This is a genomic window from Sphingobacterium lactis (assembly GCF_011046555.1).
Classification (GTDB): Bacteria; Bacteroidota; Bacteroidia; order Sphingobacteriales; family Sphingobacteriaceae; genus Sphingobacterium; species Sphingobacterium lactis.
The window spans coordinates 2,422,814-2,437,644 of record NZ_CP049246.1 but is presented as its reverse complement, the minus strand read 5'-3'; the positions used below and the strand labels follow the sequence as shown (position 1 = coordinate 2,437,644).

Sequence of the window (14,831 nt, the reverse complement as noted above, 5' to 3'; positions counted from 1 at the left end):
ATAATCGGCTGTTTGTTTTTTATTCCTCCCGGTCTGGCAAATCTCGCATGACTTTATTCAGTGCTTTAGGAATACTCGTTAAATCATAATGGTTTTCATACACCAGATACTTTGTACTCCATTGCGGATTAAACTTATTCTTGAATTCATATATGCCGTGATAGTGCTTAAAAAAGCGTAGCCGTTCATAGGCAAATTTGATGGCCCATTCCGGTACATCCTTAGGTCTTTCAATGCCAGACATCGAGGCCATGCCCATATTGAGGCGCACCATCCCCCTTTCTTTCAGGAGAGATATTAACCGCACAATCAATGCATCCATGACACCTCCTGGCGCATCCTTCGTTTTGCGAATCAAATCATAGGTACCTTCGCCTTTTGTAAAATCAGGGATTATATTCAAAAAGGCCACCACCTTTTCGTCTTCATTTTCTATGGTAATAATATCCTGATTCTTCAATTCCTCCCAATCGAACATCCCCGAAGAAAATAATATTTCCTTTCTATTCATCATATCCAACCACTCATCGGATACATGCTTCAATTTCTGCAGCAGACCATCTTTTATGGGACCCTGGTATACGACGGTTTGAAATCCTTTCTTTTCCAATGCATTCAATGCATTCCGCAATGATTTCCGATCTTTCCCTTCCAATTTGAACTCAAGGAGGTCAACAATTGCTTCCTGCCCAATCGGCAATGATTTTTTACCCAATTCATAGAAGATAGGCAAGCTCAGGGAGTCCACTTTATAGTAGGAGGTTTTTAAGCCGTTCGTCAAACAGAATTTCTCAAATTCCCGCAAAATAAGGAGTTTACTTGCTGGATCTGCTGGGCATATTGGCTCTCCCAAGATCAATGCAAATCCCGAAGAAATCTTATACGCTATAAATCCATCTACCGCAAGTCCAAAATAAAAGATCTTATCAAAATAGCCCTTGAAATAATCATCAGCCGAACTTCCATATCGTTGGACAAGTGCCTTGGCTTTCTGTTGTTCCTCTTCAAGTCGAGGCGCTTGAAAGATATAAGGTCGAATAAATGCATAAAGTAAAAGACCTAACGATATTACTCCCAATAAGTTAATCGATAAAACAAAGCTCTTTGCAAATCGAGTAATAGGCACTGGTTCAGGCTCCAAAAGGACAAAACTTCTCAGCGTACTACCCAAAGATTGATAAAATGAAAAGTCTACACCAAAATCGCGCTTATCCAAAAAATAGAAACCAACAATGCCATAAACCAATACACTGAACAATATGATTAAGGAAGATTGGATACTGAAACTTACTATTTTCGGATCTGACTTCAATCGGTAACTCCTCCTCGTTATAACTAATACGGTAATTGCGACGAAAGCAACAATGGCTTCTTCATAATCAATGGCTTTTAGCATATTCCCAATCAGAGAGAGTACACAAAGGATCAATGCCAATCGCCAAGCATTTCGAAAGCCCCGAATCAAAAAGGCGGCACAGATCAGCAGCAGAACACCTACCAGCAGAATGGCGGAATTGGAGAAATAGATGGCGCCCATGGGCAGGAAATTAGCCAAGAGGTGGATGCGCTCCGCTAAGGGGGGAGTTAATACGGAAATGATATTTAGGATCCCTAGAAAAGCAAGCAAAGCAGCGGGCAGAATGCGAAGAAGGATATTCCCTTTTGCGGAGCCGAAAGAAGCTATCCCTGCGACAAGAGGCAACCAAAATTCAAATACACGAAATAATACGGTTATGGAAATCGCATCTACAGCCTGAATGCCATACGTACGTAAAGCCACGACCATGGAAACCTCTACAGCACCCAAACCCCGTAAGAAAGGCGAAATCGCAAAGAATAAAGTAGCAATCGTATACGCAGCGATGCACTGCTCCCAGCCTGGTTCAATCCCAATGGCAAGCATGGCGATATATACATGCAAAATACCGCACGCTTCAATAGCGAAAGACCAGAATAAAGAATAAATAACGGCGCTGCTTGAAAAATGTCCTTCTTGGATTTCCTCCAACACATTCGAAAATTGAGGACTTATGCTCACCAATCGCCTGAATACCCACCCTCTTTTTAGAAAGGAATAGGTCGCATAAATGAGTATACATACCAGTACCATAAGTGCACCAAGTGCATACCATGTATCAAGGTTAGTTCCCCGCTCCAGTCCCAAATACAACAAAACAGGAATGGCCAAGACGACCAATGATGCGATCCCGATTAATCCATAGATATAGGAAGCAAAACCAATCCTTGCTTTGCTTATGCCCTGATTTTCGATGTCAGATGTAAAGAACGCCAAGGAAGTAATACCGCCACCAGGGAGAAATACACTCACCAAATTGCGTTTCAAAAATAATTTTACACCGGCACCAATGGAAATCTTACTATGAACAGCACGAAATGAATATACATACATCATCCCTTGACATAAAATATAAATGCCCGTAAAGACAATGCCCAGAAACACATAGCTGGGAACAGCTTGCTGTACCAAATCTACGGCCTGAACCAATTCATCTTTCTGCTTCCGAAAGAAATAGATGGCAAGCAACAGAAATAAAAAAGCTAAGATTTCTTTAATAAAATAATTTCTGGAACGTAAGAAAATCTTCATAATGAAAGGATGGTACAAAGATTAATGAAACTGATTGTGGAAAGGTTTACCTATACCCGTAGCTGCAAAACATAAAAAAACCCTTTTTCTTCCCATAGCATTATTAAATATTACAAGAAATAAATTTACCATATCGTGACAAGTAAATAAATAGCCAAACAAGGATTTAACTAAAAATTCATAATTAAACTACATATTCTTAAAAAAGCCTATTGAATTTGACCTAAAACATCATTATTTCACATGTCTTATGATTATATTGATGGAAACCTTGTATGGAAAGTATATTGAATTATGAAGTAGGCATAGGTTACAGGATATTAAATTGGAAGATGTCCAGAACAAGAATAAATATTATGGTCCTGAATAAATGGGGCAATCAATTTTAGATAAAGACGGAACACTTTTTTGCAGTTCTTAAACCTTATAAGGGAAATAACAGAATTCTCAAGGACACAATGGTTGATTTGAAAAAAAAGATGTATAAATGAAAACATATATTCAAATCCAGGTGTACTTTCTTATTTTTGGTAAAACTAAACCCCGTGAGAAAATTAGTATTCACTTCCATTTTTTTATTAGTTAGCCTCATCACCTTTGCACAGCATCAGTTGGCTGGCACCGTTAAAGATAGCGTCACAAATCGTCCAGTTGAATTTGCCAGCATTGCATTGCTCCTTGAGGACCAATCCATCTATGACGGCATGGTTACAGACAGTCTTGGAGGATTTTCCTTTCAAAACGTTAAAAAGGGATCCTATCGATTGCGCGTCAAATTTATAGGATACAAACAAAAAGATATCAACATTGAAGTAGTTGGTTCTAGAGAAATACGTGTAGAAGATATCCACATCGCACCAACGAGCAATCAAATTACGGCCATTGATGTAACTGGACAAGTAGCTTCCCAAACTCACCGGAACGATCGCCAGGCCTATCGAGCTGATCAATATAAGAATGCGGCTGGAGGTACTGCACTGGACATCGTCAAAAACCTGCCGTCCGCATCTGTCGATGCACTCGGTAATATTTCCATGCGTGGAAACGAAGGAATTATCGTGTTGATTAATGGTAAGCCTTCTCTTTTAGATCCGGCAACTCTCCTTTCGCAAATTGCTGCCAATGATGTAACGGAAGTGGAATATATCACCACGCCAACTGCCCAATATGACCCTGATGGTAAAGGGGGCATCATCAACCTTAAAACAAAAGCAACCAAAAGCGATGGCTTTGCTTGGATATTAAACCTTCAAGGCGGCCTGCCTCCTATTGATGATTACGATAATGCTAAAAAACAACACCGTTACGGTGCAGACATTGCCTTTCAATACCGAAAAGATAAGTTGGAATTAAACGGATCTGCAAACTATCTCCGCAACGATAATGCTGGTTTTCGCGATGGAGATGTATGGACCATCTTGAACGATAAACAAACTTTCTTCCCTTCAAAAGGAGAACGAAGTTTTGATAAATACAATTATGGCATCCGCCTCAATGGCAACTATACAATCAATTCAAACAATAGCTTGAGTTTGGGTGTGCTAGCTTCCAAAAAATTCCAAGATCGGGTAGCAGATATCCATTATGAAAATAGGACGATCGATCGGAATTCAGGAAACTTAATCTCTTCCCTGAATTATTTTAATCCGAATCTGCAGAATAAACAGGGAGAATTTTATCTTTTTGATTTCAATTATAACCTCAAGCTAAATGACCGCCATCGATTCAACGTCGGTGCGATCTATGAGTTCGCCCAAATTCACGGTTCAACAAAAAATGCTAATATTGAAAACGGCAAAGATACAGTTCAATGGACCCATAACACGTATGAGAATCCATTGCGCGGTCTGCGGTTATCGGCAACGCATATATGGGACCTTAACCAAGCAGAATTACAGGCAGGCTACCAACTTCGGCATGATCGGCAAGAAGGTAATTTTGAATATTATGCTGCTGAGCAAGGCCAACCAAGCGCTATCGTTCCTGAATTTACAGGGAAATTGAACGCGACAAACCGCGTGCATGCCTTCTTTTCCCAGTATGACCGTAAATTCAAAACAAGTCAGTTCGGGATAGGCTTGCGCTACGAGTATTATGAACGCGATGTAAAACTTTTGCATACCGGAGAGGAATACCCCTATTCCATTCACCAACTTTACCCAAGCGTTAATTTTATGCAAGAATTTGGGCATGGCTGGTCTTGGAAAATTGCCGGTTCCCGTCGCGTGCAACGCAACAACAACTTTGAACTTAACCCCATACCAGAACGTGAACATTCAGAAACTTTGGAACAGGGAGATCCCGAACTATTACCCGAATTCATTACCAATGTAGAAACTGGTGTAGTGAAAAAACTGAACAAGGGAAATGTTTTTATCAATGCCTATTATCAACATGCCAAGAATCCCATTCAACGTGTAAATTCAGTATATGCCGACACAATTCTACATCGGGTATTCACCAATGCTGATTATGCGGAACGTTGGGGAATCGAGGGAGGCGCTGATGGGCATATTCGTCCGTGGTTAAAGGGTAACATAGGAGCAAACCTCTACAACTATAAAATATCCGGTCAGGTTTTAGACTATAAAGAAATCAGAAGTAACCAGGATTGGGTCTATTCTATCAATGCCGGACTTCAGGCCACAATAGCAAAAAAATGGAGCACAGGATTACAGATAAACTACCTTTCAGAAAGACCAACAGTCCAGGGTTGGGATTCAAGATTTGTCACTCCGCATTTCAATGTGAGCAGAACGTTTTGGAATGGTGCCATGACCGCTCAATTGCAATGGCAAAATATCGAGTTAGGTAATTGGGGAGTAAACGAACAACGCATTACAACCCAAGCTGCAGATTTTTATACAACAACGAATTACATATATGAGAAGAATATCCTGTTGGTGAATCTAAATTTCAACCTACAGCGATTAAATCAAATCTTAAAATTGCCGAAGTCGGAATTTGGCGAGAAAGAGTTCTAGCCATCTAATTTTGCATCTCGATAAGCTTTCGGGCCGACACCTACAAATCGCTTGAAATATTTGGTAAAATTCGATTTGTCGGTGAAACCGAGATCATAAGCGATTTCTGCAATTGTTTTATTTGTATAATAGAGCAGTCGTTTCCCTTCTTTAATAATATAGGAAGCCAATAATTGAGAAGCTGTCTGCTCACTAGCCTTTTTACAGGCAGCATTTAGGTTCTGCGGGCTGGTATGCAGCAAAGCTGCATAATGTGCAACATGATTGTGTATGGGTTGCCCTGAGTTTATAAGTTCACAGAAACGAAGGTATAAGTGCTTTGAAGATCCGTGACCAATAGTTTTTAATTTGGTATAGGTGACTAGCTTGGCAAGAATTGCCTTCATTAAACCTTCTTGGCAAATACGGTCCCCCTCCTGCTCCAGTATGGAAACCATTCCAGCCAGCACACTAGAATCGTTCAATGGAATGGTATTTATCCCATACAATTGCTCCAATAGGTAACTGAGCTCAAAATCTAAACTAATATCAAAAAATTGCTTCTTCACCAAGATGACATAACCATCAACCGGAGTATTAAGCTCCCAATGGTGCACATTATCCTTTCGAATAATAAGCATACATGGCGTATTCACTTTTATTTCATGACCGTCGATGAAATGTCGGCCAGAAGTCTGCAATAAAAGCACCAATTCCAAATACCCATCGTGCCGATGCGGACGTGTCCTACATTTCCGCTGATCAAAGACAGCTACCTTCAAATTTCTCTTGGGTTCTAACTTGTCCTTGATCACAATGTGAGAAGCCTTTTCAGCTTTTAAAGCATTATTTTTCAAATCCGAATCCGATATTAGCATATAGTCATAAGGAAAGTCTGTGATTCCAAAGGTTAACTGCTTGTTTGCATATAAACCTCTTCATAGGGTTGGATCAATACCCAGCCTGTTCCTGCAAAGCGCATCTGGAATTCTTCACCACTGCCGCGTCCGATAATACTCTTGAAAGACATGTTGGATTTCAATTCCGGCACGAGATGTCCGGACCAAGCTACCGTTGCATTGGGATCAGTAAAAACTGGAGAATCTGGCGTCACCATCAATGTCAGGGGATCGCCATGCGTGGTAATCGCCACAAGGCCTGATCCACTAAGTTTTACTTGAAATAACCCTCCTGATAAAACACCAGCAATGCTTTTGAGCATGGTAATGTCATTCTTTAAGGATTGATCGTGTGCAAGGATATCATTACCATTCACGCAGATAGTTTCATTATTGAGCTGCAACACCTGCACTTTCTTTCCCATATCTGCCACATATAACCTCCCTTTGCCCGCTGCCTTCATCAATTTGGAACCTTCTCCGGTTAATGCCTTTTTCAAAAATTTAGTCAATCCACCAGAAAGCATGCCCTCACGCTCAAATTTTATAGCCCCAGTATAGGCCACCATGCTACCGGCTTTCGTCCATACCGATTGATTATTTAAATTGATCTCTAGCATTTGTGGTTTTTCCACTTCAAAATAATCATGTTCTCGATCATCCTGCTTGGTTTTTTCCAAGAATTGCGCAATTGAATATTCTGCCATAAAATGATTTTTTAGTCAAATAAATATAGTTGAAAAATAGCAATGTATAACATAAACCTGTAGTGAAAACACCACATTTACTCCGGGCCTTATGGTATGGTTAATTTGATACTATTAAAGGACCTAAAAGACTTCCATATTTACAGTAGGCATTTTTCAATAAGCCGAACTGACGATAATTTATCAAGACATTTTTTACCCAAACTTATCTTTTAAGTTAGGTATAAAATAATAGACTTTAATTCCAAACAATCTATTTATGAATTATGGTGCAGGCAGATTCGTCGGCACCATTTATTTTATATCTGGGCAGAAATATCTAGTTTTAGGGTATGGATACAATTAAGAAATACGACTTCAAGGCAGGTTTACCTCAAGAAATTGAACTTCTTGATTTGGAACAGCTTTTTCAGGATGCAAAATCCACTCTAACCACAACCCATCGTACAGGTTTCTATCAAATCCTTTGGTTTCAGAAAGGAAATCCTATCCATACCGTTGATTTCACCCCCATTCAGGTAAGTGCCAATACGCTTCTATTCCTATCGGCAGATACAGTTCAAAAATTTGACGACTTAGGGAATTACCATGGAAAAACAATCCTGTTTACGAAGGAATTTTTCGGAAATACCACAGAAAGGGCTTTATTGCTCGCCCAACAGACGCTCTGGAATGGCTATTTGCACATACCATTATTCTCCTTAGAAGATCATGACCGGCAGATAGCCCTAATTTTCGAACAACTCGCCATAGAATTTGACCAACAGCAAGATATACAGCAATCAAGTATACTAAGGAATTTATTACATAACCTATTCCTTCTTGCTGGTAGAATACATAACGAGCAACATCCAAACACAAGTCACGATAGCGAACAAATCTTAACGATCAATAAATTCAAAGAATTACTAGATCAAAAATACCATTTCCAAAAACAGGTAGCTGCTTATGCTGATGAACTGGCCGTAACCCCCAAACGCCTGAATCAATTGACGCAAAAAATCTTAGGAAAAAGTCCCAAAACAATTATCGAGGAACGCATAATCTTGGAATCTAAGCGTCTGCTTTCCTATAGTGCGTATAGCATCAAGGAAATTTCGTTTAAATTGGGCTTTGAAGAAAACACCAATTTCAATAAGTTCTTCAAAAGACACCTCCACACAACGCCCAACAATTTTAGGGCAAAAATCAGAAAATAAAGTTCCAAGGATCAAAAGTATCATTCTTCAGCACTTTTGTATCACGAGATTTTCTATGCATCATGGCACCTTTGTATATCATTTAATACAGATAAAATCATGAAAAATAAAGCAGCAATAATGATTCTTCTCGGACTGATGAGTGCAGTAGAAGGAAAATCACAAGATCATCAAATTAACAAACGGCAGGTTCTTGATCAAAAAACTACTGTCATTAATTTATTGAAGAGTTTTGAATCAGGAAATACGGAAAGTCTGAATTCCATCCACCCAAACACGTACAAACAACATAATTTGCAAGTCGCGGATGGCTATGAAGGTTTTAAAGATTTCTTCAACAGTATCCCTCATGAAAAAACCAAGGTTCAGACCATCCGCGTATTTCAGGATGGAGCCTATGTATTTACGCATACGGATTACGATCTATTTGGACAAAGCATTGGGTTTGATATCTTCCGTTTTGCAGATGGGAAAATTGTAGAACATTGGGACAACCTCCAAGAGAGACCTGCAAAACCCAATCCCAGCGGCCGTAGTATGATCGATGGCATAACGGTTGTACAGGATTTGGATAAGACAGACACGAATAAGCACTTGGTCAGATCATTCGTAGAGGAGATTTTAGTCAAGGGCAATCTGGATAAAATCCAAGATTATTTTGAAGGGGATAATTACTTGCAGCATAATCCGATCATTCCAGATCAAATCAGCGGTTTAAAACAAAGCCTTGCAACTATGGCTGAAAAAGGAATTACAATGGAATACGATAAAATTCACCTAGTATTAGGGGAAGGCAATTTCGCCCTTGTTGTATCCGAAGGGAAACTGGCCAATATACATACATCCTTCTATGACCTATTTCGGGTGGAAAATGGAAAAATAGCCGAACATTGGGATACCATTGAAACGATACCTGCCGAAGAGCATTGGAAAAATACAAATGGAAAATTTTAGAAACTGGGGTGTATAACAATACACCCTTTATTGTTAATACTTTTAAACCTTCACAAATATCCCTCTCCTATAAAGGAGTAACAGGATCAAAAATACGACGCCATAATTCCCCACAGTTAGGATAAGGTCCTTGTATGCTGGGAAATATTCTTCGACTCCATGTGTGAGTGAGTGGACCGCACTTCTAAAGTCAATAATGGAAGCTACAACATAGGCAACGATGGAATTCATTCCGTAAACTTTCAACCACCGGAATGGCGCAGCTATTTTGAGGACATCAATCAGATAATAGAACAAACCCATGAGCACCATGCATATTCCTCCCGAATAGAGCGTCATGCTTCCTGTCCATATTTTCTTGATGATGGGTTGCTGTAGCTGCCACAGTAAACTGACAAAAATGCAAGCAATTCCCACACCCACGACATACCATACCGTCCTGATTGGATCTTTATCTTTCCCATCTTTAATCAATTTCCCCGTCACACAGCCCATAAGCACGGTTACAGCAAAGGTTAAACTACTCCATATCCAGGTGTAATGATAATTTTCAGAAAAGCTCCACGATCCATCCGTCCAGTGAACACCATCCATAAAATTCTGCAGAAACATTCTGTCGATATAGAAAGCAAAATTATCATGGGGTAGCAATGCACCCCAGGTTGAAATAGGGATGGAATAAATAATCAGAAAACAGCATCCCAAAGAAATTAATTTCCGCAAATTCAGATGAAGATAGGCCAAACTCACGAGAAGGTATCCGGCCGCAATGGCCTGTAGGGTGTTGGAATACAAGCGGATCGTTTCGTAATTAAATTCCAACAGATTTCCTTGTACGATCATTCCTAGAATCCAGAGCACTACAAATCGTCTGAATATATGGCGATACACTTCCTTGCCGGGTTGTTCAATTTTCCGGTCCAGCGAGAAAGGTATCGTAATACCAGTCATGAAGAGAAATAAGGGCATAATTAAATCCCAAAGGCGAAATCCCTCCCACTCCACATGTTCAAATTGCTGAAGAAAGGTATGATAAGTACGATTATCGATTATTTGTCCAAAAGCTATCAAAATCGGTTGCAAGCCTACAAGTAAAAATAAATCCAACCCACGAAGGATATCAAGGGATTCTAAGCGGTTAGCATTATTTGTCTTCATAGCTTTAGGTTTTTGACTTTCCTTGTAAAGAACACAGAAAGTCCCTTATGTTTCAGGTTCGAATGCGGTTAATTAAATTTAATTTACGAAAGTCTTTCAAAAACACCTAAAAAACCGTATTTTTTCTTTGGAAGCGACCATTACTTCCCTAACTTTATCAATCATCATTTGCCCATGCCTGAAGTTATTGTCCGTTTAGAAAATGTTTCCAAAACTTACCAGACCGCAGATATAACAATCACTGCACTGGACAAGACGGACCTGACCTTTTCTGCAAACAAATTAACATTGATCATGGGCCCCTCAGGATCCGGCAAAACGACCTTACTTTCCATCGTAGGGAGTATCATCTATCCAACAGAAGGAAAAGTGTATTATAAGGATCGAGAAATCACAGAACTATCCGAAAACAAATTAGCGGACTTACGGTTACATGAAATTGGTTTTGTTTTTCAGCAATTCAATCTTTTAGAACCATTAACAGCACTTGAAAATGTCATGCAACCTTTATTGCTTCAAGGTGTTTCTAAGAAAGATGCTCGGCAACGAGCAGAGGAAGCTTTAGCAGCGGTAGGGTTGTCTGATCGGTTGGCCAATCTGCCGAAGAAATTAAGTGGAGGGCAAAAACAACGGGTAGCTATAGCACGCGCATTGGTCACAAACCCTTCCATGATATTATGCGATGAACCCACAGCTTCTTTAGATGCTAAAAGTGCGGCAACCATTATGGAAGAACTCAAGGAACTGGCCCAAGAAGGAAAAGCGGTAATCATTGTAACCCATGACCTAAGGCTACGGAAATTTGCGGATGAAATAATTTATGTCGAAGAGGGAAAGGTTTCTAATACGATAAACAATGAAGAAGATTATAAATAATATTCCTTTGATTGCATTTTGCAGCTTTTCTCTGCTGGCCTCTTCGTGTAGCAACAAAAAGGAACGGGAAGAAAAGGATCGGAATGCTGACAGCACTCTGACCTTTTCTTCCATCATAGGTGTTGGCAAAGTAGTACCCGCTGATGGCTGGCTGCAGATATCCAGTCCGATAACGGCTTCAGTTGCAGCAATTAACGTTCAGGAAGGTGACACTGTTTCGAAGGGCCAGCTGCTCGTTCAGTTACGTGAAGATGAGACTGCCCTGGATGCTGCACAGGCCCAAGCGACATTGGAGAGTTTGCGGGCAACCCATCAAAGTCAAGTTGAGGATCTGAAGCGCGAGGAAATCAGTCTGAAACAATTGCGCGAGAAGTACGAAACTTCCAACGAATTGTATAGAAAAAATGCTGAGACACGAGAAAATCTAGAAATAGATCTTTCGAATTATCAACAACAGGAAAAGCGTGTTTCCAGTCTTCGCAAACAATTGCTTGCAAATCGAGCGACCGAAAAGGAACAACAGTTCTCCATTGATAAAGCACGTCTTCAGCAAAAAGATTTTACTGTTCTTGCACCAGGTAACGGAATAATCACCGACCTATCGGTGGAGGTTGGACAATCCGTGAATGCCAACACTATGTTGGGGCAAATGGTTAAAAACGAACTGATAATTATTGAGGCGGAAATAGATGAGCTTTTCGCAGATTCAGTTACTGTTGGTCAACAGGTGACCATTAATCCCATTGGAAAAAATCAGGTGATCGCCAAAGGTATCGTACGTTATGTCAGTCCAACATTAGTGAATAAATCCATATTTTTTGAAACAGCCAATGAAGCAGAAGACCGCCGGATTCGGCAAATAAAGGTGGAACCTTCAGGCGGAAGCCTGCTGATAAATTCAAAAGTAGAAGTTAAAATTCAATTGCGTTAAATGTTAAGCCTTGCGTGGAAATTTATTCGATTTGACCGAGCAAAAAGCTTCGGTATCATCACAGCGATAGTCATTTCGATCTTCCTGATTGGTCAACAATTGAGTTTACTTTTCTTTCTTATGGGCTTAATGGGCAATTTGGTTAACAATGCGGATATCCAGGATAACGACATTTGGATCATCGAATCGCAGAGCAATAATGTAAACGCAATCAACAGTATCGATCAGCGCAATGTACAGGAAATTGGCAGCTTGGATTTTGTAGAAAAAGCCATCCCGGTTATTCTTGCACCAGCTCAGGCTACTTTTATGAATGGTAAGACAGCTGCCGTTACGATTGTTGGAGCTCCAGCTCCAGAATTTCGAATGGGCCCCTCCTCTGCTAAAATCGACAGTGGCCGGATTGAAAATTTAATGCAGCCTTATTCATTATCTGCAGAATATTTCAATGCACGTACATGGGAAACCGAACTTTTCCTGAACAAACCTATAGAGATCAATGGCAAAGCCGCTAAAGTAGGCTTGATTACCCGCAATGCACAGGCTTTTGGCGCAAGCTTTATGTACGCAAGCTTGGAAAACGCCCGAATTTTAGGAAATTTCCCCAGAGATCAGGTCAGTTTATTGGTTTGCCGGTTAAAACCGGGAATGGATAAGCAGGAATTTATCAGGATGGTTGGGAAAAACTTTCCCCATCTTAGAGCTTGGGATCCCAAAAAACTGAAAAACTCAACAGTGAAAGAAATCCTGATATCATCCAATATGGGAATGAGTTTTGGCACATTGGTCATCTTCGCCATGATTTCTGGATTTTTCATTATCGGTTTGACGCTGTATTCTTCCGCATTGGATCGAATTAAGGATTATGGAACACTAAAGGCCATCGGTGCCAAAAAAGGATATGTAAATAAACTAATCGTGGCTCAAGCATTTCTATACGCCGCCATAGGGTATATTATCGCCATGGTACTTATTATAGGTTTTAAATTTGGCGTTGCCAATAGTGGACTCAACATCGAACTGAATATTCCTTTCCTCCTTTTTCTATTGGTATTAACAATGGTCATCTCCATTGGTGGATCTTTGTTTGCCGTACGTAAAATCAGTAAACTCGAACCTGCATCGGTATTTTAACATGAAAAACATCCTAATTATCATAGCCTTTTTAATTACGGTATTTCCGGGCAAAGCACAACAATTGAGCATCGAACAGCTGTGGGGAAAGGGATTTGAATCTGCTCAACAGCGACAGAAGGCCACCCAAGTTTCCATCCAGGAGGAACAGCTTAACGTACGCCGATCGGAACGATTTCCTATTATCTACGGAGATGTGAATCTACAGCGTAATTTAATTATCCCTACCACTCCTGTCCCAGCGATCGCCTTTGACCCCAATGCGCAAGAAGGCGCAATCATCCCGTTAAAATTTTCGACCAAATGGAATGCAAAAGCAGGATTGCAGTTGGAATGGGATCTTTTCAACCCTACCCAAAGGCAGCAACGAGCAGAAGATGAACTCAATTTACAGCGTGCAAGAATTGAAAGCCAACAGGATTACACAGATTGGAAAAAAAATGCAACACTTGCCTACGCTTCAGTGGTTCTAGCAACGCAACAGTACCAATCCAGCCTTCAGGACTCAGCGATTTATGCAGAAATCTTAACGACAACAGCGCTCCGTTATGAGTCAGGACGAATATCTTCGGAGGAAAATAGATTAGCACAACAGGAGTTGGAGCGAAAAATCATCACCATGTATCAAGCTTGGCAGGTATTGCAGGAATCAAACGCCGAACTCGCAAATTATGTCCTAACTGACAGTATTCGCTTTTTAAGTTCCGATATTACAGAAATCCAGAGGTTAGTCGGAAATGGATCGGACAGTTCGTATACCCAACAATTAATTGAAATAGATAGAAAAGTCGCCGAAGTGCAATTAAAAGGAATAAAACGCCAACTACTCCCCACTTTAAGCTTGAACGGCTATTTGGGTAGTCAATTCTTCAGCAATGACTTCAATATTGTGGATAAAGACAGCTGGTATGGACACAGCTTTACCAATGTAGCACTAAAGATCCCGATTACGGCTTATTTCAGTAATGGCGCTTCGATTCGAAAAGCAGGGTTACAGGAAAAAATTTACAGACTGCAGCTGGAGGAGGAAATCAGCAAGGAAAATAATGACCGCCTTAAGAAAAACGCAAAAGTTCAATTTTTCCAAAAACAACGGATTGGCTTGCAAAAAATTCTTGAATTAGCCGAACGGAATAAAAATGAAAAAAGAAGTGCTTACGATGCTGGAAGAATATTAATTTCTGATCTCAATAAAGCATATAGCGAATTTTTAAAAGCACAGCAGGATGTATTACAAGCCGAATACGACCTATTGGAGGCGCAACTGCTGTAACACTCCGACCAAATATTATTTTTTCATGATTTAATAATTTATTATAAACAATCTCAAATTATTCCTTAATTTTAATTTCGAAACGATTACCGATTGTTAACCCAATCACAACCTATTTTCTAAAATTTC

At 40.1% G+C, this 14,831-nt stretch carries 11 protein-coding genes; 7 read left to right on the top strand and 4 right to left on the bottom strand.

Annotated elements, in window-relative coordinates:
• Nucleotides 1-19 precede the first annotated feature (19 nt).
• Nucleotides 20-2,608 (bottom strand): phosphatidylglycerol lysyltransferase domain-containing protein, encoded by a 2,589-nt coding sequence (locus G6N79_RS10710; RefSeq protein ID WP_103907813.1) that lies wholly within the window; start codon nt 2,606-2,608, stop codon nt 20-22.
• Between the two features lie 545 nt (nt 2,609-3,153).
• Here G6N79_RS10710 and G6N79_RS10705 point away from each other — a divergent pair.
• A complete protein-coding gene (locus G6N79_RS10705) occupies nt 3,154-5,592 on the top strand; it encodes a TonB-dependent receptor (RefSeq protein ID WP_146060678.1) in 2,439 nt (812 codons plus the stop codon).
• On the opposite strand, the gene G6N79_RS10700 is transcribed toward G6N79_RS10705, so the two are convergent.
• Both G6N79_RS10700 and G6N79_RS10695 read right to left on the bottom strand, forming a co-directional pair.
• Complete coding sequence (locus G6N79_RS10700) at nt 5,589-6,449, bottom strand: AraC family transcriptional regulator (RefSeq protein ID WP_103907815.1); 861 nt, start codon at nt 6,447-6,449, stop codon at nt 5,589-5,591. The two genes, G6N79_RS10705 and G6N79_RS10700, sit on opposite strands and share 4 nt — an antisense overlap.
• Before the next feature lie 32 nt (nt 6,450-6,481).
• Nucleotides 6,482-7,177, bottom strand: a complete 696-nt coding sequence (locus tag G6N79_RS10695; RefSeq protein WP_103907816.1) for an AIM24 family protein — start codon at nt 7,175-7,177, stop codon at nt 6,482-6,484.
• A gap of 332 nt (nt 7,178-7,509) precedes the next feature.
• On the opposite strand from G6N79_RS10695, the gene G6N79_RS10690 reads away from it, so the two are divergent.
• Nucleotides 7,510-8,376, top strand: a complete 867-nt coding sequence (locus G6N79_RS10690) for an AraC family transcriptional regulator (RefSeq protein ID WP_103907817.1) — start codon at nt 7,510-7,512, stop codon at nt 8,374-8,376.
• A gap of 99 nt (nt 8,377-8,475) precedes the next feature.
• Nucleotides 8,476-9,330, top strand: a complete 855-nt coding sequence (locus G6N79_RS10685) for a nuclear transport factor 2 family protein (protein ID WP_160003820.1) — start codon at nt 8,476-8,478, stop codon at nt 9,328-9,330.
• A gap of 42 nt (nt 9,331-9,372) precedes the next feature.
• Here the strand turns inward: G6N79_RS10685 and G6N79_RS10680 are convergent, their stop codons facing one another.
• Nucleotides 9,373-10,488, bottom strand: coding sequence for an acyltransferase family protein (locus G6N79_RS10680; protein ID WP_103907818.1), 1,116 nt, complete (start codon nt 10,486-10,488; stop codon nt 9,373-9,375).
• A gap of 174 nt (nt 10,489-10,662) precedes the next feature.
• Here G6N79_RS10680 and G6N79_RS10675 point away from each other — a divergent pair, with 174 nt between their 5' ends.
• From G6N79_RS10675 to G6N79_RS10660, 4 genes are read left to right on the top strand one after another with little or no spacing between them, the layout of a single operon-like run.
• Nucleotides 10,663-11,364 carry an ABC transporter ATP-binding protein gene (locus tag G6N79_RS10675; protein WP_103907819.1) on the top strand — a complete coding sequence of 234 codons (702 nt, stop codon included), beginning with the start codon at nt 10,663-10,665 and terminating at the stop codon, nt 11,362-11,364.
• Entirely contained in the window at nt 11,345-12,295 is a 951-nt protein-coding gene (locus G6N79_RS10670) for an HlyD family secretion protein (RefSeq protein ID WP_103907820.1), read from the top strand. Before G6N79_RS10675 ends, G6N79_RS10670 begins: the two co-directional genes overlap by 20 nt.
• Nucleotides 12,296-13,429: an ABC transporter permease gene (locus G6N79_RS10665; RefSeq protein ID WP_103907821.1), complete on the top strand. Its 1,134-nt coding sequence runs from the start codon at nt 12,296-12,298 to the stop codon at nt 13,427-13,429.
• Between the two features lies 1 nt (nt 13,430).
• Complete coding sequence (locus tag G6N79_RS10660) at nt 13,431-14,702, top strand: TolC family protein (RefSeq protein ID WP_103907822.1); 1,272 nt, start codon at nt 13,431-13,433, stop codon at nt 14,700-14,702.
• The last annotated feature ends 129 nt before the right edge of the window (nt 14,703-14,831 follow it).

What these genes read in the sequence shown, in the direction of transcription:
- G6N79_RS10710 (WP_103907813.1), bottom strand. Translation starts at nt 2,608, where the DNA reads ATGAAGATTTTCTTACGTTCCAGAAATTATTTTATTAAAGAAATCTTA.
- G6N79_RS10700 (WP_103907815.1), bottom strand. Translation starts at nt 6,449, where the DNA reads ATGCTAATATCGGATTCGGATTTGAAAAATAATGCTTTAAAAGCTGAA.
- G6N79_RS10695 (WP_103907816.1), bottom strand. Translation starts at nt 7,177, where the DNA reads ATGGCAGAATATTCAATTGCGCAATTCTTGGAAAAAACCAAGCAGGAT.
- G6N79_RS10690 (WP_103907817.1), top strand. Translation starts at nt 7,510, where the DNA reads ATGGATACAATTAAGAAATACGACTTCAAGGCAGGTTTACCTCAAGAA.
- G6N79_RS10685 (WP_160003820.1), top strand. Translation starts at nt 8,476, where the DNA reads ATGAAAAATAAAGCAGCAATAATGATTCTTCTCGGACTGATGAGTGCA.
- G6N79_RS10680 (WP_103907818.1), bottom strand. Translation starts at nt 10,488, where the DNA reads ATGAAGACAAATAATGCTAACCGCTTAGAATCCCTTGATATCCTTCGT.
- G6N79_RS10675 (WP_103907819.1), top strand. Translation starts at nt 10,663, where the DNA reads ATGCCTGAAGTTATTGTCCGTTTAGAAAATGTTTCCAAAACTTACCAG.
- G6N79_RS10670 (WP_103907820.1), top strand. Translation starts at nt 11,345, where the DNA reads ATGAAGAAGATTATAAATAATATTCCTTTGATTGCATTTTGCAGCTTT.
- G6N79_RS10665 (WP_103907821.1), top strand. Translation starts at nt 12,296, where the DNA reads ATGTTAAGCCTTGCGTGGAAATTTATTCGATTTGACCGAGCAAAAAGC.
- G6N79_RS10660 (WP_103907822.1), top strand. Translation starts at nt 13,431, where the DNA reads ATGAAAAACATCCTAATTATCATAGCCTTTTTAATTACGGTATTTCCG.